The organism is Mesorhizobium sp. CNPSo 4661 (assembly GCF_057784215.1).
This window is the reverse complement of record NZ_JBWGIO010000011.1, coordinates 189,699-210,626: the sequence shown is the minus strand read 5'-3', so window position 1 is coordinate 210,626 and position 20,928 is coordinate 189,699. Positions and strand designations below refer to the sequence as shown.

Sequence of the window (20,928 nt, the reverse complement as noted above, 5' to 3'; positions counted from 1 at the left end):
CCCCTCATTCGCGACTGATACGGAAAGCGGCCGACTCACCAAGGCCAAGAAAAGACTAGCATGCGGTATTCGGCGCACCAGAGTTGCGCAGAGCCGACGGAGAGAAATATTGGGCTTGCTATCGGTTCGCGGTGTCAGCCGAAGTCGAGCGACGATTCTAGACTGTCAGGAACTTCCGCACATCCGCGCGGTTGAGGTCCTCGGCGGGACCGGTATGCACGATCTGGCCGCGATCCATGATGTTGACCTCGTCGGCAAGCTCCCGGCAGAAGTCGAGATATTGCTCGACCAGAAGCACGGCGATCCCCGCCTGGTCACGCAGATACCGGATGGCGCGACCGATATCCTTGATGATCGAAGGCTGGATGCCTTCGGTCGGCTCGTCGAGCACCAGGAGCTTCGGCCGCATCACCAGTGCCCGACCGATGGCGAGCTGCTGCTGCTGCCCGCCGGAAAGGTCGCCGCCGCGGCGCGACAGCATCTGCTTCAAGACCGGGAACAGCTCAAAGACATGCGCTGGAACATTACGGTCGGCACGCCTGAGCGGCGCGAAACCGGATTCCAGGTTCTCGCGCACCGTCAGCAGGGGAAAAACCTCCCTGCCCTGCGGCACGAATGCGATGCCCGACCGGGCGCGATCATACGCCGCGCTCCGGTCGAGCGCCTTCCCCTCGAAGGCAACGCTTCCGCTCGTCAGCCGGTGATGGCCGACGATCGATCTCATCAAACTGGTCTTGCCGACGCCGTTGCGGCCGAGCACGCAAGTGATCTTGCCGGCGCCGGCCTTCAGCGAAACGCCGCGCAGCGCCTGGGCGGCGCCGTAATGCAGCGTGGCGTTGGAGACTTCGAGCATGGTCAGCCCCTTCTCCAGCGCTTCAGAAAAGCGAAATCGAAACGGTGGAACGAAACTCGCCAGACCATGCTCAGCGCCCCAGATAGACTTCGACGACCCGCTCGTCCGCCGAAACGAAATCGAGCGTGCCTTCCGACAGCACCGAGCCCTCGTGCAGGCAGGTGACCTTGACGCCGAGCTCGCGCACGAAATGCATGTCGTGCTCGACGACGACCACCGAATGGTCGCGCGCGATGTCCTTGAGCAGGCGCGCGGTCTCCTCGGTCTCGGCATCGGTCATGCCGGCGACCGGCTCGTCGACGAGCAGTAGCTTCGGATCCTGCGCAAGCAGCATGCCGATCTCCAGCCATTGCTTCTGGCCGTGGCTGAGATTGGCGGCGAACTCGTCACGCTTGTCGCCGAGACGGATGACGCCGAGTATGTCGTCGATGCGCCGCGTCTCGGTCGCCGAGCGGCGATGGAACAGCGCCGGGAAGATCGAGCGCGGTCCCTTCAGCGCCAGCATGAGATTGTCCTCGACGCTGTGGCTCTCGAAGACGGTCGGCTTCTGGAACTTGCGGCCGATGCCCATCATGGCGATCTCGGCCTCGTCATGCCGGGTAAGATCGACCTGGCCGTCGAAGAACACCTCGCCCTCGTCCGGCCGCGTCTTGCCGGTGACGATGTCCATCATCGTCGTCTTGCCGGCGCCGTTGGGTCCGATGATCGCGCGCATCTCGCCCTTGTCGAGCACCAGCGACAGATTGTTGATGGCGCGAAAGCCGTCGAAGGAAACCGAGACGCCGTCGAGATAGAGGATGGTGTTCGACTTGCTCATGATCGCTCACTCCGCCGGCTGCGGTTCGGCGCCGGCGGTCGACCAGGCGCCCGGTGTTCTCGCCGCCGAGCGCACGATCTTTGGCTCCGGCGCCTGTGGATCGGCCGCGAGCGAAGCGGCGCGCAGCGCCCTCGCCTTGCCGCGCCAGCCGTCCCACATTCCGACGATGCCCTTGGGCAAAAGCAGCGTGACGGCGACGAACAGCCCGCCCAGCGCGAACAGCCAGAATTCCGGCAGCACGCCGGTGAACCAGGACTTGCCGGCGTTGACGAGCAGCGCGCCGATGATCGGGCCGACGATGGTGCCGCGCCCGCCGACGGCGGTCCAGATCACCACCTCGATCGAATTCGACGGCTCGAACTCGCCGGGATTGATGATGCCGACCTGCGGCACGTAAAGCGCGCCGGCGATGCCGGCCATGATGGCCGAGACGGTGAAGGCGAAGAGCTTGACGTTCTCGGCCCGCCAGCCAAGGAAGCGGGTGCGGCTCTCGGCATCGCGCACCGCCATCAGCAGCTTGCCGTATTTGGAGCGCACGATCGCCGCGGTGACGAAGACGGCGAGCGCCAGCGTGACGGCGCTCGCCGCAAACAGCGCCGAGCGCGTCGCATCGGCCTGCACGTTGAAGCCCAGAATATCCTTGAAGTCGGTCAGGCCGTTGTTGCCGCCGAACCCCATGTCGTTGCGGAAGAAGGCGAGCAGCAGCGCATAGGTCATCGCCTGGGTGATGATCGACAGATAGACGCCGGTGACGCGGCTGCGAAAGGCGAACCAGCCGAAAACGAAGGCGAGCAGGCCCGGCACCGCCAGCACCATGAGCACCGCGAACCAGAAATGATCGAAGCCGTGCCAGAACCAGGGCAGTTCCTTGTAGTTCAGGAACACCATGAAATCCGGCAGGATCGGATTGCCGTAGACGCCGCGCGAGCCGATCTGGCGCATCAGATACATGCCCATCGCATAGCCGCCGAGCGCGAAGAAGGCGCCGTGGCCGAGCGAAAGGATGCCGCAATAGCCCCAGACCAGATCGAGCGCGAGCGCCAGCAGCGCGTAGCACAGATATTTGCCGACCAACGCCACGATGTAGGGCGGGATGTAGAAGGCGCTTTGCGGCGACACCGCCAGGTTGAGCAGCGGCACGACGATGGCGGCCGCGAGCAAGGCGAGGATCGTGGCGGCGATGCGGCGGTCGGCGGAAAGGAAGCGCTGCGCGATCATGCTTCCACCGCCCTGCCCTTGAGCGCGAACAGGCCGCGCGGGCGCTTCTGGATGAACAGGATGATCAGCACCAGCACGACGATCTTACCGAGCACCGCGCCGGCATAGGGCTCGAGGAACTTGTTGACGATACCGAGCGAGAAGGCGCCGACCAGCGTGCCCCACAGATTGCCGACGCCGCCGAAGACCACGACCATGAAGCTGTCGATGATGTAGCCGCGGCCGAGATTGGGCGAGACATTGTCGATCTGGCTGAGCGCCACGCCGGCAATGCCGGCGATGCCGGATCCCAGCGCGAAGGTCAGCGCGTCGACCCACGGCGTGCTGATGCCCATCGAGGCGGCCATGCGCCGATTGGCGGTGACGGCGCGCATCTGTAGGCCCCAGGGCGTGCGCTTCATCACATAGAGCAACACGCCGAAGACGGTGAGCGCGAAAACCAGGATCCAGAGTCGGTTCCAGGTGATGGCCAGTTGGCCGACGTCGAACGAGCCGGACATCCAGGACGGGTTGCCTACCTCCTGGTTGGTCGGCCCGAAAATGGTGCGCACCGCCTGCTGCAGGATCAGCGAGACGCCCCAGGTAGCCAGAAGCGTTTCCAGCGGCCGGCCATAGAGGAACCGGATGATGCCGCGCTCGATGGCAAGACCGACCAGCCCTGCCACAAGGAAGGCGAGCGGCAGCGCGATGACCAGCGACCAGTCGAACAGGCCAGGGAACGAGGTGCGGATCACCTGCTGGACGACGAAGGTGGTGTAGGCGCCAAGCATCACCATCTCGCCATGTGCCATGTTGATGACGCCCATGACGCCGAAGGTGATGGCGAGCCCGATCGCGGCCAGCAGCAGCACGGAACCCAGCGAAATGCCGTACCAGATGTTCTGTCCGGCATCCCAAAAGGCCAACGTCGAATTGATGGCCGCGATTGCAGCTGTCGCGGCTTCCTTGACTGCTCCAGAGGCGTTGGCCTCGACCGAGGTGAGCAGCGAAACCGCGCTACGGTCGCCACGCGCACCGATCACGGCGATTGCGGCGAGCTTGTCTGCATCGGGCTTGTCTGAAACCAGAATGGAAGCGGCACGCGCCTGTTCCAGCAAAGCCTTGACGCTCGCCACGCTTTCGCTGGCGATGGCTGCGTCGAGCGGGCTGATATTGGCGGCGTCCGGTGTCTTGAACATTGTGTCTGCGGCGGCGATGCGGACAGTCGGATCCTTGGAACCAAGCGTCAACGTGCCCAATGCATCGCGGATAGTGCGGCGCAACGTGTTGTTGACGCTGATCTTGGTTATGTCGTCCTCGGAGGCCTCGCCTGCTGCCTCGCCGCTCAGAGGGTCGAAAAGCTGGATGTTCTCGTCGCCTTCCTTGCCGACAAACACCATCGAGTCGGCCGTACGAATGTAAAGATTGCCGTCCGCCAATGCAGCAAGCGGCCGTTCGACAGCCGGATCGCCTGTGGCCGTCAACTCTTGAACGACTGTTCCCGTCTCGGAAAAGTCCGTTACTGTCGCGAATTTGGCGATAATGGCACGCAGATCGGCTTCCGCAGCGCCCGAAGACGACAGCGTCGTCAGCAGGAATAAAAGCGTCAGGCCAATCGCATGCAAAATCTTCATCGGTTTTTGGTGACCCTTGAAGCTTGAAGTGGGGCGTCCGGACAGTGGAGGAACTGTCCGGACGCGCGCGGTCTTGGGCATGGACCTGAAGGTCCAGCCCGGGGAGGATCAGTTCGTGCCCTTGCCGCCGCACTTGCCGGTTTTGACGTTGAAGTTGCCGCAGCCGAGCGGCGCGCGCCAATCGGAAATCAGGTCCTTGGAGTCGGGCAGGTAGTCGGACCATTCGTCGCCCATCACCAGGCCCGGCGTCTTCGAAACCGTTTGGAACTGGCCATTGGCCTGGATTTCACCGATCAGCACCGGCTTGGTGATGTGGTGGTTCGGCATCATCGTCGAATAGCCGCCGGTCAGGTTCGGCACCGAAACGCCGACCATGGCATCGATGACCTTGTCCGGATCGGTGGTGCCGGCCTTTTCAACCGCCTTCACCCACATGTTGAAGCCGATATAGTGAGCTTCCATCGGGTCGTTGGTGGTGCGCTTGTTGTTCTTGATGAACTTGTGCCAGTCGGCGATGAACTTCTTGTTCTCAGGCGTGCTGACGCTCTCGAAATAGTTCCACGCGGCGAGATGGCCGACCAGCGGCTTGGTGTCGAGGCCGGCAAGTTCTTCCTCACCAACCGAGAATGCCATGACCGGGATGTCCTCGGCCTTGATGCCCTGGTTGCCGAGTTCCTTGTAGAACGGCACGTTGGCGTCGCCGTTGACGGTCGAGACCACGGCCGTCTTCTTGCCGGCCGAGCCGAATTTCTTGATCGCCGAGACTTCGGTCTGCCAGTCGGAGAAACCGAACGGCGTGTAGTTGACCATGATGTCTTCCGCCGGCACGCCCTTCGCCTTCAGATAGGCTTCGAGGATCTTGTTGGTGGTGCGCGGATAGACATAGTCGGTGCCTTCGAGCACCCAGCGCTTCACCGAGCCGCCATCGGCGCTCATCAGGTAATCGACGGCCGGAATGGCCTGCTGGTTCGGCGCGGCGCCGGTGTAGAAGACGTTCCGCTCGCTCTCCTCGCCCTCATACTGGACCGGGTAGAACAGGATGTTGTCGAGTTCCGAGAACACCGGCAGCACCGATTTGCGCGACACCGAGGTCCAGCAGCCGAACACGGCCGCGACCTTGTCCTTGGAAATCAGCTCGCGCGCCTTTTCGGCGAAGAGCGGCCAGTTGGATGCCGGATCGACGACCACCGCTTCCAGTTTCTTGCCGAGCAGGCCGCCCTTGGCGTTTTGCTCTTCGATAAGCATCAGCATGACGTCTTTCAGCGTCGTCTCCGAAATCGCCATGGTCCCCGACAGCGAATGGAGGATGCCGACCTTGATCGTGTCTTCAGCCGCCTTGGCGGAAGCCGACGCCAGCAGACCGGCCGCGACGACACCCGCCGACAGGATTTTTGTTATTTTCGCGAAGTTACCCCTCATATGACACACTCCCAAGCGTGGTTGTTTTGCATCGCAGCATAGACTGTGCAAGCGACGTGCCAGACTTGAGTGCGCTCAACGGGATTTCGGGATAACGAAGAGATTACAGTCTGTTATCCGGTAGCCGGGAAAGTTTTCGCATCCGCTGGGATGCGGCAGGTTGAGAAAAGTTTACGCAACGCTGCCTAGATTTTGCCCAAATGGTAAAAATGCCCAAACTTTCACCACGCGAGCGAAGCAAGACTGATCAGCCCTGTTGCGGGCCTATGGCAAAATGGGGCAAGGTCGCGGCGCAAACGAGCAACGTCATGGCCCTGCGCACGATCCTGACCTTCCTGCTTCTCGTGTCCGCCGCCGGCGGCGCCCGCGCCGCGTTTGCCGATGGCAAGCTGCCGGACGGCGTCTATCACTGCGAGGTCTACCTGCTCGGCCTGTTCCTCGACCTGGGCGAGATCACCGTCAAAGGCAGCCTCTATAGCGGCCCGGTGACCTTCGGCGCCGCGCCGCCGCCTTACAATTACCAGATGAACCCCAATGGCGAGATCGCCTGGCTTGGTCCGCTCGGCGGCTACACCAGCGGCGGCAATTCGATCTCGATGACGCAGGCGACGCTGGACGACCCGAGCGGTCCCTCCTTCGACATCATCATGAAGCAGCAGGACGGCGCCTTCACGGCCTCGACCTGCACCAAAAGATAGCCCCGCATAAAAAAGGCGCGGAACCCTCGCGGGTCCCGCGCCAGCAGGCAGTCGGGAGGTCAAATGGTCTTTGCCGACATCTGGGCTGCGATATAGTCGGCCTGGCGGATCGCCAGCGTCACGATGGTCAGCGTCGGGTTCTCCGCCGCGCCGCTGGTGAACTGGCTGCCGTCGGAGACGAACAGGTTCTTGATGTCGTGCGACTGGCCGTGCTTGTTGACGACGCCGTCCTGTGGCTTCTCACTCATCCGGTTGGTGCCGAGATTGTGGGTCGAGGGGTAAGGCGGCGTCGGGAAGGTCCTGGTCGCCCCAACGGCGGCATAGAGCACCTGGCCTTGGCTGTAGGCGTGGCCGCGCATCGCTTCATCGTTCGGATGGTCGTCGAAATGGACGTCGGCGATCGGCATGCCGTGCTCGTCCTTTTCATCCTTGTGCAGCGTGATGCGGTTCTCCTCGCGCGGCATGTCCTCGCCGACGATCCACAGGCCCGCCATATGGTCGTAATGATCGAGCGCCGTGGTGAAGGAACGGCCCCAGCCGCCAGGGTTCAGGAAGGCCGCCATGAACGGCAGGCCGAGCGACAGCGTTTCCATCTCATAGCCGCCGACGAAGCCGCGCGAGGGATCGTGGCGCGCCTCGTCGCGGATGATGCCGGCCATGGTGGTGCCGCGGTACATGTGCACCGGCTTGTCGAAGATCGCATAGACCGAGCCGGTGGTGTGGCGCATGTAGTTCTTGCCCACATGGCCGGACGAGTTGGCAAGCCCGTGCGGGAACTTGCTCGATTCCGAATTGAGCAGCAGGCGCGGGCTCTCGATCGAATTGCCGGCGACCGCGACGATGCGGGCCTTCTGCTCCTGCAGCTTGCCGTCCTTGTCGGCGTAGACGACGCCGGTCACCTTGCCTGAAGCGTCATGGTTGATCTTGATCGCCATGGAGTTCGGCCGGACCTCCAGATGTCCCGTCGCTTCGCCCTTCGGGATCTCGGTGTAGAGCGTCGACCATTTGGCGCCCCATTTGCAGCCCTGGAAGCAGAAGCCGGTCTGCTGGCAGGAATTGCGGTCGTCGCGCTCGATCGAATTGATGGCCATGTTGCCGGTATGGCACTCCTTGTAGCCGAGCTTGTCGGCGCCGGCCTTGAGCACCTTGAAGTTGTTGTTGCCAGGCAGCCGCGGCCAGTTGTTGGTGCCTGTCACACCCATCTTGGCTTCGGCCTTGGCGTAATAGGGCTCCATCTCGGCCAGCGTCACCGGCCAGTCGAGCAGGTTCGCGCCCTTGACCTTGCCGTAGGTCGTGGCCGCCTTGAATTCATGCTCCTGAAAGCGCAGCGAGGCGCCTGCCCAGTGTGTCGTCGAGCCGCCGACCGACTTGACGATCCAGGCCGGCAGGTTCGGGAAATCCTTCGCCACGCGCCAGTCGCCCGAGGTGGTGCGCTTGTCCTTCCAGGCAAGTTGGGCAAAGGAATCCCACTCGTCGTTGATGAAGTCCTCATATTCGTGGCGGGCGCCCGCCTCGAGGATGACGACGTCGATGCCTTTCTGCGCCAGTTCGTTGCCAAGCGTGCCTCCGCCGGCGCCGGAACCGATGATGACGACCACGCCGTCGTTGTTGAGATCAAATGATGCTGCCATGGTTTCCTCCCATGAAATCTGTCGAAATGCGGTTCGAGACAGAGCGGCTCAGAGCCACTCGATGTCGTTGAACCCGCGCGCGATGTAGCCGCCCTTGGAGTAGGACTCGCCTTCGTAACCGAAGATCGGCCACACCTCCTTCTGGTTGTAGAGGCTGACGACGAGGCCGCCGCGCACCGTCTGGAAGAACGGCGTCTTCTCGATGCCGGTGAGCAGCGCGACCCGCTCCTCTTCCCAGCCGAGCCCACGATAGCCGCCCTTGCCGGCCTTCTTGTCGAGCTCGGCGATGCCCTTTTCGATCAGCTCCTTGTGAGCCGGGTCCTTGGCGGCCGTCTCGTCGTGACCCTTGACGGCAATGGCGTAGTATTTGTCCGGCACCTGGTCGTGCGGATAGATGTCGCGCGCCATCTGGATGAGCGTCGCCATCGTCTCGGGCTTCAGCGCCGCGGTTTCGAGACCCCAGGCATGTTCGGGGCTGATGACTGCGCTGCCGGAGATGATGAGCAGCGCGCCCGCGCCGCCGCGCTTGAGAAGCTCGCGCCGCGAAAGCCCAATCTTCTTCTCATCGACCGGCCTCTTTTCGTAGACTGTGACCATGATTTCCTCCCTGCTTGCTGTGCGCACCCTTTGAGAGTGCCGTTGCTGGCGCCGCGCCTCCGCGCGGCAATATCCCCTATTGGAAGCGCCCCCCTCTCTGCAGGACCTCGATCTTGTAGCCGTCGGGATCCTCGATGAAGAAGAAGCGGGCGATCAGCGCTCCGTCGCGGTTGAACTCGACGATCTTCTTCGGATTGAGGCCGAGCGCGCCGATCCGGTCGTGCTCGCTGTCGAGATCGGCGACCGAGACTGCGAGATGGCCATAGCCGTCGCCGAGCGCATAGGGCTCGGTACGCCCCTTGTTCACGGTCAGTTCCACCTCGAAAGGCGAGTCGCCATTGCTGAGATAGACGAGCGTGAAGGTCTCGAAATCGAGCCGCTGCGCCACCTCAAGGCCGAATGCCTTGTTGTAGAAATCGACGGACCGCGCCTCGTCGAGAACCCGGATCATGGAATGGATCGCCTTCGCCAAATCGGTCTCCGCAGCTTCTGGTGCTTACGAAAACGATTATGCGCGCCGGCGAAAAAAGGTGGTGGCAGCCGATTACCACGCATGGGGCTGGAAAAAGGCTAATGTCGCCCCAGGTTTAGCTGCATGCCGCCCAAAAAGCGTGCCGCGGTTTTGGGGACCGGCATGCAGCAAACAAAGGCTTGAAGCGCGTCGCGCCGAAACGATTTCGAGCGGCGCGCTTTAAGGACGAAAGTCCGATTGCCGTCGCCGGCTATCGGATCGAAAATGATAAACGCAGGCAGTGTTCAAAAAGGCGCCAGCCAACCCAATCGGCGCCCAAGACAAACAACAATGGGAGGTACCGATGTGCAGAGTCTTTGCCGGACAGGATCCGGAAGGCTATCGGCAGATCAACAGGTCGATCCGTATCGACGGTCATTCAACCAGCATCCAGCTCGAGGCGACGTTCTGGGATCTGCTTGACGAGATCGCCGACAGCCAGGGACTGACGACGCCGAAATTCATCTCGAAGCTCTATGACGAGGCGATCGAGATCAACGGCCAGATCCCGAACTTCGCTTCCATGCTGCGCACCACCTGCGCGCTCTATCTGCGCGGCCATCGGCCCAGCGCCGAGGACCAGGCCGCGTTGAAGCGGGAAGCCGCCTAAGCAATTCCAGGAATAGTGCTTAGCGGTTTCCGTCCGCAACTGCGGGACAAGAAACGGCCAAGGTGGTTCAGCGACTCTTCCAATCGCCGAACCGCTTTAGCTCTCCGCGGCGACTTCGAGCGCCAGCCGGGTCATGTCGGTGAACAAGGCCTGGCGTTCCGAATACTCGGTCAACTCGCCGGTGGCGATATGATCGACAACGGTGAGCAGTGACAGCGCTCGCGCGCCGAACTGCGCAGCAATCCGATAGAGCGCACTGGTTTCCATATCGACGGCCAACGCCCCCAGCGCCATCGGTTCGTCGAACCGGGCGCGCCCGTCGGGATGATGAAACACGTCGCTGCAGATCGTCAGACCCGCGCTGCAGGCGATGCCGAGATCGGCCGCGCGTCGCAAAGCCAGCGCATGCAGTGCCTGGTCCGGTCCCGCCGGTTGGTAAAGCCCGAACACCTGTCCGCTGATTGCGCCCTCCGCCCGCGCTTCGCTGGAGATGACGATGCCGCGCAGGGGCACATCTTGCGACAAGCCGCCTGATGTGCCGGTGCGGATCAGCGTCTTCACGCCATGATAGTCGAGCAGTTCATGGGCGTAGATCAGGAACGATGAAACGCCGATGCCGGTCGCCTGGATGCTGACCGGCTTGCCGCGGAACCGGCCGGTGAAACCCAGCGCGCCCCTTCGGCGGTTGACGCAGCGCGGCACTTCCAGAAAGGTTTCCGCCATCCATTGAGCGCGCTCAGGATCGCCCGGCAAAAGCACCGTTTCGGCATAATCCCCCCTCTGCGCCTCGATATGCGGCGTCACGCGCTACCATCCCCATGATAAACCCATCCGGTCGCCATCATGACAGGGTGGCCGCAATGCGCAAGCGCTGGCTTACCTAGAGCAATCCCAGAAAAATGCCGAACGGACTTATCTCCTTGTCCTACGCAATTCCGAACGGAAAACCGCTCACACTTTTCCTGGAATTGCTCAGGATTCCAGCACGTCCTTGACGATCGTCGCCAGTTGCTTGAGCGAGAACGGCTTCGGCAGGAAGCCGAACTGCGCATCGGCCGGCAGGTTCTTGGCAAAGGCGTCCTCGGCATAACCCGAAACGAACACGAACTTGATGTCCGGCTGGCGTTTGCGCAGCTCGCCGAGCAATGTCGGCCCGTCCATCTCCGGCATCACCACGTCGGACACGACGATATCGACCTTGCCGCCGAGCGCCTCGAACACTTCCAGCGCCTCGACGCCCGATGACGCCTCATGCACGGTGTAGCCGCGCGAGGTCAGCGCCCTGACGCCGCCCATGCGCACCGCGTCTTCGTCCTCGACCAGAAGCACGGTGGCCGAGCCGGAGAGATCCTTGGCAGTGTCGGCCGGCTTGGCCGGGACCGCGGCCGCAGGCGCCTCGCCGGGCTCTGCCTGCTTCTTCACCTCGGCGATGTGGCGCGGCAGGAAGATACGGAACACCGTGCCCTTGCCGACTTCGGAATCGCAGAAGATGAAGCCGCCGGTCTGCTTGATGATGCCGTAGACCATCGACAGGCCGAGGCCGGTGCCCTTGCCCACTTCCTTGGTCGTGAAGAACGGCTCAAAAATCTTCTTCAGCACGTCGGGCGCGATGCCGCTGCCGGTATCCTCGACGTCGACGAGCACATAGTCGGCCGGCGTCAGCTCGCGATAGGCGAAGGACTTGCACTCTTCCGCCGTGACGTTGCGGGTGCGCACGGTGAGATCGCCGCCGCTCGGCATGGCGTCGCGCGCATTGACGGCGAGATTGACCACCACCTGCTCGAACTGGCCGATATCGACCTTGACCGGCCACAGGTCGCGGCCGTGGTCGATCTTCAGCTTGATGTCGTTGCCGACCAGGCGGGCGAGCAGCATCCTGAGATCTGCCAGAACATCGGTCAGGTTGAGCACTTCCGGCCGCAGCGTCTGCTTGCGCGAGAACGCGAGCAATTGCCGCACGAGCGAGGCCGCGCGGTTGGCGTTCTGCTTGATGTTCATGATGTCGGGGAAGGATGGATCCGACGGACGGTGGTTGGTCAACAGAAGGTCGGACGCCATGATGATGGCGGTCAAAACGTTGTTGAAGTCGTGCGCGATGCCGCCGGCAAGCTGGCCGACCGCCTGCATCTTCTGGCTCTGCGCCATCTGGCCCTCGAGCGCCTTCTGCTCGGTGGTCTCGACCGCATAGACGATGGCCGATTCCTCGGCGCCTTCGCTGCCCGCGCTGTCGGCGACGGCATTGACGTAGAAGCGGATGTGGCGCTCCTCGTTGCCGGGCAGCACGGAGTCGATCGGCTCGATATTGGCCTGCCGCTGCCGGGCCTTCTCGAAGGCGGCGGCGAAAGCGGGCCGGTCGCGCTCATGGATGATGGTCTCGAAGCGCACCCGCCGGTCGACGGCATCGCGGTCGACCACGGATGAAAACAGCTGCAGGAATGGCGCGTTGGTGCGCAGGATGCGTCCGTTCGCATCGACGCCGGCAATAGCCATCGGCGTCGAGTTGAAGAAACGCGTGAAGCGAACCTCGGAGGCCCGCAGCTCCGCGGACGCGTCCTCGCCCTGGGTGCGGTTGAGCACGATCGTGCGGGTCGGGCCGTTCAAGCCCTCGCGGCTCGCCGAAACGCGGTGCATGAAGCGCACCGGCAGCGCCTGGCCACTCATGGTGGTGAGGTCCAGGTCGATGACGGCGTTGCGGGTGGTGCCCGGGTCGGCCTTGACCGAGCGCACCAGCGCCATGCCGTCGCCGGCGATGATTTCCGGCAGCGTGATGGCGCCCGGCGTGAAGGAAGCGAGGTCGATGCCCAGCCACTCGGCCAGCGTGGCGTTGATATAGGTGACGCGGCCTTCCTGATCGGCCGAAAAGAACCCGGCCGGCGCATGGTCGAGATGGTCGATGGCCTTCTGCAGGTCGAGGAAGAAACGCTCCTGCTCCGCCCGTTCCTGCGAAATGTCGGCGAGCTGCCAGGCCAGCATCGGCAGCCTTTGCCCGGGCATGCTGAAGGCGCGGGCGCGGGCGCGGTACCAGCGCGCGCCGGGCTCGGCGCCCGGCTTGATCGACTGCGCCAGCCGGAACTCGCCGTCGCCAGGCTGGCCGTCGCGCAGGCCCGACGCCAGCCGGTAGATCGTCATCGACGCCTCGGGGACGTCCGACAATAACCCTTCGACGGTCTTGAGATCGGCGGCCGAGGCAGCGCCCGTCATATCGGCATAGGCGCGGTTGGCGTAGACGACGCGGCCCTTGGTGTCGGTGACCAGCAAGCCCTGCGACATCGAGTCGACGAAGGCTTTCGACAGTTCGTCGCCGGTCGAACGCGGCGCGATCTGCACGAAGCCGATCGCGGTCGCGAACAGGAAGCCGACACCGATCATGGCGAGCACGCCGAGCATGCCGAGCAGGAAAGGATCGCCGAGGCGCTCGCGGAAAAGTCCGAAGACGATCGCGGCGCCGGTCAGCACGACGATGAAGACGATGAGCCTGGTGACGGCGCCCGGACGCGTGTTCTGGTCGACGATCGGTACCGGATAGAAATCGCCGCGCGCTTCCTTGGCCATGTTCCCCCTGCTCGTGATTCCGGTGTCCGACGGGCGCGGACGGCCGGTTGAATCACATTCTCCTGTAACGGAAAAGGCCCCGGCGGCAAATGTCCGATAAAATCAACGATTCATGTTTCAAACTGTTCACGAAAGGTGATGCCAACTTGCGGTCGCTGGTCCCAACGGTCTAGTGTCCCCTCACTTCAAAGATGGCGACTGGGGTGCACCGATGCAGTGGCTGGATAACGTGGCGGGCCCGGGTTATGTCGCTGCAATCCTGTGGACGGTAGCGGCCCTCATCCTGCTGGTTGTCGTCCTGCTCGCCATCAAGGTGGTCCGCAACCTGACCTTCGGCACCTTCGTCGCCGGCGGCAGGAACCGCAAGACGCGCCTTGCGGTCATGGATGCCACCGCCGTCGACAGCCATCGCAGGCTGGTGCTGGTGCGCCGCGACGACATCGAGCACCTGATCCTGATCGGCGGGCCGACCGATGTCGTGGTCGAGCGCGACATCAGGCTGGCGGCACCTCGCCGCCCTGCGCTGACCGGCGACAGCGGGCAGCAGCAGGCGGCAGCCACCGCCCCGCGCCCGCGCGCGCCGCAACCGGCGCCACCTCCCGCACCCGCCCCGGCCAGGCAGGCGCCGCCGCCTGCCGCCCAGCCAGCCGCCGCCGCACGTCCGCGCGCGCCGGCACCCGCGCCCAAGCCGGCGGCGCCGAGCCAGCCGACGGCGAAAGTCACGCCGCTGCCGAGCTATGGGACGACGAATGGCAGCACCAGATATGCGCCGCCGCCTTCAAACGACTCCATTGACGACACGCTGATGCACGAGCTCGAGACCTCTCTCGACGACCAGCATTCCCAGCCGGCAATCGCCAAGCCCGCGGCCAAGCCTTCGCTCGATGACGAGATGACCAAGCTCCTTGGCGAGTTGGGCAGCCACAAGCGCTGACCTGGCGACAGCTTGCCGGCACAGGCGCACCTCTCCGCAGCTTAAAGCAGGTCGCGTGAAAAAGGATTCACGCGACCTGCTTTAAGTGTTTGATTTTAAGCATGTCTTTGTCCCGAAACCGGGCCCACTTTCGGGAGACATGCTTTAGGAACTGAAAAACAAAATGGCCGGAAACCCGGCCATTTTTGACGTTCTTTGCTTTCCAGCCCGCGTGTCAGTCGTCGCGATAAACCTTCTCGCGACGCTCGTGACGCTCCTGCGCCTCGATCGACAGCGTCGCGATCGGACGCGCGTCGAGCCGCTTCAGCGCGATCGGCTCCCCGGTCTCCTCGCAATAGCCGTAGGTACCTTCGTCGATGCGCTGGAGCGCGGAGTCGATTTTCGAGATGAGCTTGCGTTGGCGATCGCGGGCGCGCAATTCGATGGCGCGGTCGGTTTCGGAGGAGGCGCGATCGGCTAGGTCGGGGTGGTTGGCGTTTTCCTGCTGCAGGATTTCGAGGGTTTCGCGTGCTTCGCGGAGAATGTCGTTCTTCCAGGTGATAAGCTTTTGACGGAAGTACGATTTTTGCCGTTCGTTCATGAACGGCTCGTCTTCGGAGGGTACGTAATTGGCGGTTACGATATCGTTCATTCGACTCACCCAACAACCCCAAATTTGGCGCCTATATATTCGGGGATAAGAGCCTGCACAAGCGCTATCGGCTACAGTTTCACGCAATTGTTAGTCTCGCATCGGCCGTCCGAACGACGACTTTGTTTCAACCGCATAAAAACGAATTCGCACATGATTCGTTGCAGTTGCTGGCGCCGGCCATTGTGCATGACTTGGTTCTGGTGACTAATCGCGCTTTGCCAGGAAGGTGGCGCCATGGGGGTTCGGTTGAGTAGGCTTTATCTGTTGCGGCATGCCAAAGCCGGCTGGGCGATGCCCGGCGTGCGCGATTTCGACCGCCCGCTCGACGAAACGGGAATGGCCGATGCCGAAGCGATCGGAGAGGCCATGCGGGCCCGCAACTATGTGCCGGACGTCACCCTCTGCTCCAACGCCAAGCGGGCAAGGCAGACGCTGGAAGGCCTGGCGGGACGCGCCGACACCGGCCGGGTCCTGTTCTTCGACACGCTCTACAGCGAGGACGCGGCTGGCTATCTCGACATCATCCGTAAAAACGGCGGCGCCGGTCAGCTTCTGGTGATCGGCCACAACCCCATGACCGAGGATCTTGCCATGGCGGTGTCGGGCGACGGCGACGAGGCGGCGCGCGGGATGATGAACCACGGTTTTCCGACCTCCGGCCTCGCCGTGGTGCGCTTTCCCGGCAACCTTGCCGAGGCGGCGCAGGGCAACGGCTATCTCGAAGCCTTTCTCACGCCCGCCGATCTCTGAGCCCATTTCAAACGCGCAATCCAGCGCCTATATCGGGCGCTGACGCGCAACCAGAGGCCCGATTTGGCATCATCGCTGACTAGTTTCACCGACGAGGCAAGGATTGCGCTCGACACGCTGTCGGGCCGCGCCGCCGGGCTCTTCTCTCCGTCGTTGCGTCTTGGCGTCACCGGCCTTTCCCGCGCCGGCAAGACGGTGTTCATCTCCGCCCTCGTCCACAACCTCATCCATGGCGGGCGCCTCCCGCTGTTCGAGGCGCAGAAATCCGGCCGCATCGCCCGCGCCTTCCTTGAGGAGCAGCCGGACGACGCTGTTCCGCGTTTCCAGTACGAGGACCATGTCGCGGCTTTGGTCAACGACCGCGTCTGGCCGGACTCCACGCGCGCCATCTCCGAACTCCGGCTCACCATTGAATATGAGTCGGCTTCCGGCTGGAATCGGCTGTTTTCAGCCGGAAAACTATCCGTAGACATCGTCGATTATCCCGGCGAATGGCTGCTCGACCTGCCGCTGCTTGGCAAATCTTTCGCCGACTTTTCGCGCGAGGCGGTCGAGCTGGCCGCCCTGCCCGTCCGTTCCGATCTGTCGCAAGCCTGGCGCGAGCTGGCCTCGGCCATCGATCCCGATGCCGATGCCGATGAGATGACCACGCGGCGATTGGCCGAAAGCTTCGCCGCCTATCTCAAGGCCTGCAAGCTCGACGAGCGCGCGCTGTCGACGCTGCCGCCCGGCCGTTTCCTGATGCCGGGCGATCTGGAAGGCTCGCCGGCGCTCACCTTCGCGCCGCTGATGACGCTGGCGCAAGGCCGGCCGCGCTCCGGATCGCTGCAGGCGATGATGGAGCGCCGCTACGAGGCCTATAAGACGCATGTCGTCAAACCGTTCTTTCGCGAGCACATCACCCGCCTCGACCGGCAGATCGTGCTGATCGACGCCATGCAGGCGCTCAACGCCGGTCCGGCCGCCATGGCCGATCTGGAGCGCGCCGTGACCGAGATCCTGTCCTGCTTCAGGCCCGGACGGAGCAATTTCCTGACCGATTTCTTCTCGCGCCGCATCGACCGCATCCTGGTGGCCGCGACCAAGGCGGACCATCTGCATCACGAAAGCCATGACCGGCTGCAGGCGATCGTGCGCCGGCTGACCGACCGCGCCGTCGCGCGGGCGAATTTCAGCGGCGCCGCCGTCGATGTCGTCGCCATGGCCGCGGTTCGCTCGACCCGCGAGGGCACGGTGAGGCAAGGCCGCGAGACGTTGCCGGTCATCATCGGCACCCCGCTGAAGGGCGAGAAGATCAACGGCGAGACATTCGACGGAAAGACCGAAACCGCCATATTCCCAGGCGATTTGCCGGAAAAAGTCGATGCGGTGTTCGCCGGATCGCCGCCCGACAGCACCGAGCTGGCGATCCGCTTCGTGCGCTTCCGCCCGCCGAAGCTCGAACGCACCGCCGAAGGCGTCACGCTGTCCTTGCCGCATATCAGGCTCGACCGCGCGCTGCAGTTCCTGATCGGAGATCATCTGGCATGACCGTGCCCCGCAAACCGGCGGCCTTCCGCATCGAGCCCGAGGCGGAGCCGAGGCCGCAAGCGCCGCAGAACCGCATCGCCGAGGAACAACCGGCGCGCAGGCCACGGGCCGCGCGGGCCGACGTAGCAGTTGTGATCCCCTCGGCAGTCGACGTCTTCGACGAGCCGGACATCGAGGCCGCAATTCCGCCGCCGACAACCGCGCCAAGAAAGCGTTCGCTGCTGGCCCGACTGTTCTTCGGCGCTCTCGGCGTGCTCGTCTCGCTGGCGGTCGGCCTCTGGGCCGACCAGCTGATCCGAGACCTGTTCGCGCGCGCCGAATGGCTTGGCTGGCTGGCGGCCGGCATGGCGGCGATCGCGCTGCTTTCGCTGATCGTCATCCTCATCCGCGAATTCCTCGCCATCGCCCGCCTGGCCGAAGTCGAAAAGATGCAGAAACGGGCGCTGGATGCCGTGGCGCGCGACGATCCCAAGGCCGCACGCGCCCTGGTCGACGAGCTCTCGGCCTTCGTCGCAGCGAAACCCGAGACCGCGGCCGGACGCCGTTCGCTTGCCGAGCTGCGCGGCGAGATCATCGACGGCGCCAATCTGGTGCGGCTGGCCGAGACCGAAATCCTGTCGCCCCTCGATGCCCGCGCCAAGATCATGGTTCTCGAGGCCGCCAAGCGCGTGTCGCTGATCACGGCGGTCAGCCCCCGCGCGCTGGTCGACATCGCCTATGTCGTGTTCGAGGCTGGGCGCTTGATCCGGCGCCTATCCGAGCTTTACGGCGGCCGTCCAGGCACGCTCGGCTTCTTTCGCCTGGCGCGCGGCGTTCTCGCGCATCTGGCGGTGACCGGCTCGATCGCGGTGGGCGACAGTTTCGTGCAGCAGATCGTCGGCCACGGGCTTGCCGCGAAGCTCTCGGCAAAGCTCGGCGAAGGCGTGGTCAACGGCATGATGACGGCGCGTATCGGCATCGCCGCAATGGAAACCGCCCGCCCCTTGCCGTTCATCGCCGTGAAGCGCCCCGGCCTCGGCGATTTCCTCTCGGCACTGACCTCCTTCGCGACAAAGAAAGACGGTCGGACGGACCAATAGGGTAAACGCGAATGCCACCGCTCTGAGTCAAAGAAGTGGAGCATGATGTCGTCCGAAAACCGCTTCACACTTATCGGCATCATGCTCCAGTGACGAAGCATTAACCAATCTTCTCCATGGTCAGCCTAGTCCCAAGAATAGAACCTGTCGTGCCGGGTGTCGTCTATGAGAAGCGTAATCCTGTCCTGCGTCCTGCCTGCCGCCGTTGCGATTGCCGCGCCACTCGGCCTCGTCGAAAAGGCCTTTGGCGCAGAGCCGGACAAGCAGTTTTTCCGTTCCGTCGAAGGCAGATGGGTCGGCCCTGGCGAGATCATCGCCGGCAAGTACAAGGGCACCAAATTCACCTGCGATTTCAATGGCTCGACGCCCGCCAGCAAGCTCGGCATGACGCTTGACGGCGGCTGCAGGGTCGGCGTGTTCACGCAAAAGATGTCGGCCAGCGTCGAACGCAAGGGACGCGATGGTTATAGGGGCACCTTCATGGGCGGCTCGACCGAAAGCGGCATGGACATTGTCGGCGGCAATGTCGTCGACGCCCAGAAGGTCGTCTTCACCATCAACCGCAAGCAGTTGAACGGCGTCATGCAGGCGCGTGTCCCCGACGGCAATTCGATGACCGTGACAGTGGCCGTGCGCGTCAACGATCAGCTGGTCCCGGTGATCGGCATGAGCCTGAAGCGGATCGATTCGGTCGAAGTCGGCGCCATCGCCAAGAACTGATCGGGCGCTCGGTCGCGCAAACAAAAAGGCGGCGGCCACTTGGCCACCGCCTTCGCATTCATCGATGGTTGAGCTCAACCCTTGATGGTGGCGGTCAGCTCGTCATAGGCCTTGCAGGCTTCGTCGAGCGTCGTCGCGCCCTGATACTTCGTCGTCACGGCCTGCACCTTTGCGGTCAGGTCGGCCGCCTTGGTCGGATCCTTGGTGATGGCTTCCTGGAGCGCGGTGGCCATGTCCTGCGCCTTCTTGGCGGCCATCTCCTGCGTGCATTCCGGCGCCTTGGAGCAAGCGGAACCGGCCAGCGCCGCAACACCGACGGCAACGAGCAAAAACTTCTTCATGTCAATCATCTCCTCAAAAAAGGCAGCCGCCCATCGCGGCCGCCTCCAATGGCCGAAGCCGAACGTGCCATAACCGCTGATTGTGGCGGCACGCAACGAGCGAACCGCATAAACTTGTGTAACCAGGCTGCAATATCGCGGCGGACCGGAATTCAGTCCTCCGCGTCAGCTGGAGCAAAGTTCAGTCGCGAGGCTGCAGCAGCGCCAACACCACCGTCGACACGGCAAGGATGGCGGTCAGGGTCAAGGGCCCCGTTGCGCCATAGGTGTCCACGACATAGCCGCCGACAACCGCGCCGGTGGTGATGGCAACTTGGAAAGAGACGACCATCAGGCTGCCCGCTGCTTCCAGCGCATCAGGCGCCGCGCGCGACAGATTGGTCGGCAGCACCACCGGCCCCATGCCGAAGGCCAAGCCCCAAAGTGTGACGAACCCGAATGCAACGCCGATGTGCACACCCCAAAGCACCAATGCCAGCGCCGCGAATGCCATCAACGCCGCAGTAACCACCAGAGCCACGCGGATATTGGCGTCGGCCATGCGACCGCCGGCAACGTTGCCGACCACGGCGGCGATGCCAAATCCGAGCAGGGCCAGCGCAATTGGCCCGGTTGCCAGGAGCGTCACCTGTTCGAGGAAGGGACGCACATAGACTGAGCCGGCAAAATGCCCCGTCATCAGCAGAAGAATGGCAAGCATGCCGAGTTGAATGCCGCGCCGCCGTGTCAACCGGAACACGTCCCCAAGACTGTTGCTGGCTGTTGCAGGCAAGGTCGGCAAGCTCAGCAACTGCAGCAGCCCGGCAACCACGGCCAGTCCCGCTGTCATGGCCATGGCGCTACGCCATCCCAGCCAGTCGCTGATCAACGCGCCCATCGACGGCGCGGCGATGGTGGCAAGCGAGACGCCGAGGGTGACGATACCCATGCCTCGACCTGTCGCATTGGCGCCAACGAGCCTTGCTACGACCGCAACCGAAAGGGCCCAGAAGGCGCTGATCGCAATTCCGAGCCCAGCCCGGCCGAGCAACAACAGCCAGAAATTTGGCGCCAGCGCCGCAAGAATATTGGAACCGACCGCCAAGGCGCTGAGGCCAACCAACACCGTCTTGCGGTTCAATCGGCCGATGAGGACATTGCTCAGCATGGCCGTCACGGCGCCGACGGAAGCGGTGGCGGTGACGACCTGCCCGGCCGTTCCCTCGCTGATGCCGAGATCGCGCGCCATCGGCGTCAACAGACCTGCCGGGAGGAATTCGGCGGACACCAGGGCAAAGCTGGTGGCGGCCAGCGAAATGACCGCGAACCAAGTGGTTGCGTTCCACGCGACTGGCGCGGCGGCATCAAGCTCCAGCGCCCCGTCTTCAAGCTGTAATGTTGTGTCTGTCATCAGAATATCTCCAAAGATTGGAGATACTCAT

General features: G+C 63.5%; 21 protein-coding genes. 8 read left to right on the top strand and 13 right to left on the bottom strand.

Annotation, left to right across the window (positions count from 1 at the left end; genetic code table 11):
- Positions 1-157: 157 nt before the first annotated feature.
- The 5 genes from urtE to urtA form a co-directional block, all read right to left on the bottom strand.
- Positions 158-853 (bottom strand): urea ABC transporter ATP-binding subunit UrtE, encoded by a 696-nt coding sequence (gene urtE, locus AC0YKC_RS18380; protein ID WP_488512065.1) that lies wholly within the window; start codon positions 851-853, stop codon positions 158-160.
- A 70-nt stretch (positions 854-923) separates the two neighbouring features.
- Positions 924-1,670, bottom strand: a complete 747-nt coding sequence (gene urtD, locus AC0YKC_RS18375) for an urea ABC transporter ATP-binding protein UrtD (RefSeq protein ID WP_488512064.1) — start codon at positions 1,668-1,670, stop codon at positions 924-926.
- 6 nt (positions 1,671-1,676) lie between these two features.
- On the bottom strand, positions 1,677-2,888 hold the full coding sequence (gene urtC, locus AC0YKC_RS18370; protein WP_488512063.1) for an urea ABC transporter permease subunit UrtC: 1,212 nt from the start codon (positions 2,886-2,888) through the stop codon (positions 1,677-1,679).
- Positions 2,885-4,501, bottom strand: coding sequence for an urea ABC transporter permease subunit UrtB (urtB, locus tag AC0YKC_RS18365; RefSeq protein WP_488512062.1), 1,617 nt, complete (start codon positions 4,499-4,501; stop codon positions 2,885-2,887). Before urtB ends, urtC begins: the two co-directional genes overlap by 4 nt.
- A 108-nt stretch (positions 4,502-4,609) precedes the next feature.
- The gene (urtA, locus tag AC0YKC_RS18360) at positions 4,610-5,920 is read right to left on the bottom strand and encodes an urea ABC transporter substrate-binding protein (RefSeq protein WP_320295782.1); all 1,311 of its coding nucleotides are present in this window, start codon (positions 5,918-5,920) and stop codon (positions 4,610-4,612) included.
- 308 nt (positions 5,921-6,228) lie between these two features.
- On the opposite strand from urtA, the gene AC0YKC_RS18355 reads away from it, so the two are divergent.
- Positions 6,229-6,618: a hypothetical protein gene (locus tag AC0YKC_RS18355; protein WP_488512061.1), complete on the top strand. Its 390-nt coding sequence runs from the start codon at positions 6,229-6,231 to the stop codon at positions 6,616-6,618.
- Between the two features lie 59 nt (positions 6,619-6,677).
- Here the strand turns inward: AC0YKC_RS18355 and AC0YKC_RS18350 are convergent, their stop codons facing one another.
- The 3 genes from AC0YKC_RS18350 to AC0YKC_RS18340 all read right to left on the bottom strand — a co-directional run bounded on the left by AC0YKC_RS18350 (position 6,678) and on the right by AC0YKC_RS18340 (position 9,318).
- Complete coding sequence (locus AC0YKC_RS18350; RefSeq protein ID WP_488512060.1) at positions 6,678-8,249, bottom strand: GMC family oxidoreductase; 1,572 nt, start codon at positions 8,247-8,249, stop codon at positions 6,678-6,680.
- A 48-nt stretch (positions 8,250-8,297) separates the two neighbouring features.
- Entirely contained in the window at positions 8,298-8,846 is a 549-nt protein-coding gene (locus AC0YKC_RS18345) for a gluconate 2-dehydrogenase subunit 3 family protein (RefSeq protein ID WP_488512059.1), read from the bottom strand.
- A gap of 76 nt (positions 8,847-8,922) precedes the next feature.
- Positions 8,923-9,318 (bottom strand): VOC family protein, encoded by a 396-nt coding sequence (locus AC0YKC_RS18340; RefSeq protein ID WP_320295786.1) that lies wholly within the window; start codon positions 9,316-9,318, stop codon positions 8,923-8,925.
- Between AC0YKC_RS18340 and AC0YKC_RS18335 the strand changes: the two genes are divergently transcribed.
- Positions 9,296-9,541: a hypothetical protein gene (locus tag AC0YKC_RS18335; RefSeq protein ID WP_488512058.1), complete on the top strand. Its 246-nt coding sequence runs from the start codon at positions 9,296-9,298 to the stop codon at positions 9,539-9,541. The genes AC0YKC_RS18340 and AC0YKC_RS18335 overlap by 23 nt on opposite strands.
- Before the next feature lie 120 nt (positions 9,542-9,661).
- Complete coding sequence (locus AC0YKC_RS18330) at positions 9,662-9,967, top strand: ribbon-helix-helix domain-containing protein (protein ID WP_320295788.1); 306 nt, start codon at positions 9,662-9,664, stop codon at positions 9,965-9,967.
- Between the two features lie 96 nt (positions 9,968-10,063).
- On the opposite strand, the gene AC0YKC_RS18325 is transcribed toward AC0YKC_RS18330, so the two are convergent.
- Entirely contained in the window at positions 10,064-10,771 is a 708-nt protein-coding gene (locus AC0YKC_RS18325; RefSeq protein WP_434722745.1) for a purine-nucleoside phosphorylase, read from the bottom strand.
- 168 nt (positions 10,772-10,939) lie between these two features.
- Positions 10,940-13,519 carry a cell cycle histidine kinase CckA gene (gene cckA / locus AC0YKC_RS18320; RefSeq protein ID WP_488512057.1) on the bottom strand — a complete coding sequence of 860 codons (2,580 nt, stop codon included), beginning with the start codon at positions 13,517-13,519 and terminating at the stop codon, positions 10,940-10,942.
- A gap of 211 nt (positions 13,520-13,730) precedes the next feature.
- On the opposite strand from cckA, the gene AC0YKC_RS18315 reads away from it, so the two are divergent.
- Positions 13,731-14,453 (top strand): hypothetical protein, encoded by a 723-nt coding sequence (locus tag AC0YKC_RS18315; RefSeq protein WP_488512056.1) that lies wholly within the window; start codon positions 13,731-13,733, stop codon positions 14,451-14,453.
- A 214-nt stretch (positions 14,454-14,667) separates the two neighbouring features.
- Here AC0YKC_RS18315 and dksA read toward each other — a convergent pair whose 3' ends face one another.
- Positions 14,668-15,084 carry an RNA polymerase-binding protein DksA gene (gene dksA / locus AC0YKC_RS18310; protein WP_095765270.1) on the bottom strand — a complete coding sequence of 139 codons (417 nt, stop codon included), beginning with the start codon at positions 15,082-15,084 and terminating at the stop codon, positions 14,668-14,670.
- Positions 15,085-15,333: 249 nt separating this feature from the next.
- Between dksA and AC0YKC_RS18305 the strand changes: the two genes are divergently transcribed.
- From AC0YKC_RS18305 to AC0YKC_RS18290, 4 genes are all read left to right on the top strand, one after another.
- Positions 15,334-15,837 carry a SixA phosphatase family protein gene (locus tag AC0YKC_RS18305; RefSeq protein ID WP_320295792.1) on the top strand — a complete coding sequence of 168 codons (504 nt, stop codon included), beginning with the start codon at positions 15,334-15,336 and terminating at the stop codon, positions 15,835-15,837.
- A gap of 63 nt (positions 15,838-15,900) precedes the next feature.
- Positions 15,901-17,367 carry a YcjX family GTP-binding protein gene (locus AC0YKC_RS18300; RefSeq protein ID WP_488512055.1) on the top strand — a complete coding sequence of 489 codons (1,467 nt, stop codon included), beginning with the start codon at positions 15,901-15,903 and terminating at the stop codon, positions 17,365-17,367.
- Positions 17,364-18,446 (top strand): YcjF family protein, encoded by a 1,083-nt coding sequence (locus tag AC0YKC_RS18295; protein WP_488512054.1) that lies wholly within the window; start codon positions 17,364-17,366, stop codon positions 18,444-18,446. The genes AC0YKC_RS18300 and AC0YKC_RS18295 overlap by 4 nt, the downstream gene beginning before the upstream one ends.
- 165 nt (positions 18,447-18,611) lie before the next feature.
- Positions 18,612-19,166 (top strand): hypothetical protein, encoded by a 555-nt coding sequence (locus tag AC0YKC_RS18290; RefSeq protein ID WP_041000684.1) that lies wholly within the window; start codon positions 18,612-18,614, stop codon positions 19,164-19,166.
- 74 nt (positions 19,167-19,240) lie between these two features.
- Here AC0YKC_RS18290 and AC0YKC_RS18285 read toward each other — a convergent pair whose 3' ends face one another.
- Positions 19,241-19,507, bottom strand: coding sequence for a hypothetical protein (locus AC0YKC_RS18285; RefSeq protein ID WP_320295796.1), 267 nt, complete (start codon positions 19,505-19,507; stop codon positions 19,241-19,243).
- A gap of 181 nt (positions 19,508-19,688) precedes the next feature.
- Positions 19,689-20,897, bottom strand: a complete 1,209-nt coding sequence (locus AC0YKC_RS18280; protein WP_320295797.1) for an MFS transporter — start codon at positions 20,895-20,897, stop codon at positions 19,689-19,691.
- Positions 20,898-20,928 lie beyond the last annotated feature (31 nt).

Excerpts from the sequence above, each read along its gene's own strand:
- AC0YKC_RS18335 (WP_488512058.1), top strand. The coding sequence starts at position 9,296 with ATGGAATGGATCGCCTTCGCCAAATCGGTCTCCGCAGCTTCTGGTGCT.
- urtE (WP_488512065.1), bottom strand. The coding sequence starts at position 853 with ATGCTCGAAGTCTCCAACGCCACGCTGCATTACGGCGCCGCCCAGGCG.
- dksA (WP_095765270.1), bottom strand. The coding sequence starts at position 15,084 with ATGAACGATATCGTAACCGCCAATTACGTACCCTCCGAAGACGAGCCG.
- urtB (WP_488512062.1), bottom strand. The coding sequence starts at position 4,501 with ATGAAGATTTTGCATGCGATTGGCCTGACGCTTTTATTCCTGCTGACG.
- AC0YKC_RS18315 (WP_488512056.1), top strand. The coding sequence starts at position 13,731 with ATGCAGTGGCTGGATAACGTGGCGGGCCCGGGTTATGTCGCTGCAATC.
- AC0YKC_RS18355 (WP_488512061.1), top strand. The coding sequence starts at position 6,229 with ATGGCCCTGCGCACGATCCTGACCTTCCTGCTTCTCGTGTCCGCCGCC.
- AC0YKC_RS18285 (WP_320295796.1), bottom strand. The coding sequence starts at position 19,507 with ATGAAGAAGTTTTTGCTCGTTGCCGTCGGTGTTGCGGCGCTGGCCGGT.
- AC0YKC_RS18345 (WP_488512059.1), bottom strand. The coding sequence starts at position 8,846 with ATGGTCACAGTCTACGAAAAGAGGCCGGTCGATGAGAAGAAGATTGGG.
- AC0YKC_RS18330 (WP_320295788.1), top strand. The coding sequence starts at position 9,662 with ATGTGCAGAGTCTTTGCCGGACAGGATCCGGAAGGCTATCGGCAGATC.
- AC0YKC_RS18280 (WP_320295797.1), bottom strand. The coding sequence starts at position 20,897 with ATGACAGACACAACATTACAGCTTGAAGACGGGGCGCTGGAGCTTGAT.
- AC0YKC_RS18350 (WP_488512060.1), bottom strand. The coding sequence starts at position 8,249 with ATGGCAGCATCATTTGATCTCAACAACGACGGCGTGGTCGTCATCATC.
- urtA (WP_320295782.1), bottom strand. The coding sequence starts at position 5,920 with ATGAGGGGTAACTTCGCGAAAATAACAAAAATCCTGTCGGCGGGTGTC.
- cckA (WP_488512057.1), bottom strand. The coding sequence starts at position 13,519 with ATGGCCAAGGAAGCGCGCGGCGATTTCTATCCGGTACCGATCGTCGAC.
- AC0YKC_RS18295 (WP_488512054.1), top strand. The coding sequence starts at position 17,364 with ATGACCGTGCCCCGCAAACCGGCGGCCTTCCGCATCGAGCCCGAGGCG.
- urtD (WP_488512064.1), bottom strand. The coding sequence starts at position 1,670 with ATGAGCAAGTCGAACACCATCCTCTATCTCGACGGCGTCTCGGTTTCC.
- urtC (WP_488512063.1), bottom strand. The coding sequence starts at position 2,888 with ATGATCGCGCAGCGCTTCCTTTCCGCCGACCGCCGCATCGCCGCCACG.
- AC0YKC_RS18290 (WP_041000684.1), top strand. The coding sequence starts at position 18,612 with ATGAGAAGCGTAATCCTGTCCTGCGTCCTGCCTGCCGCCGTTGCGATT.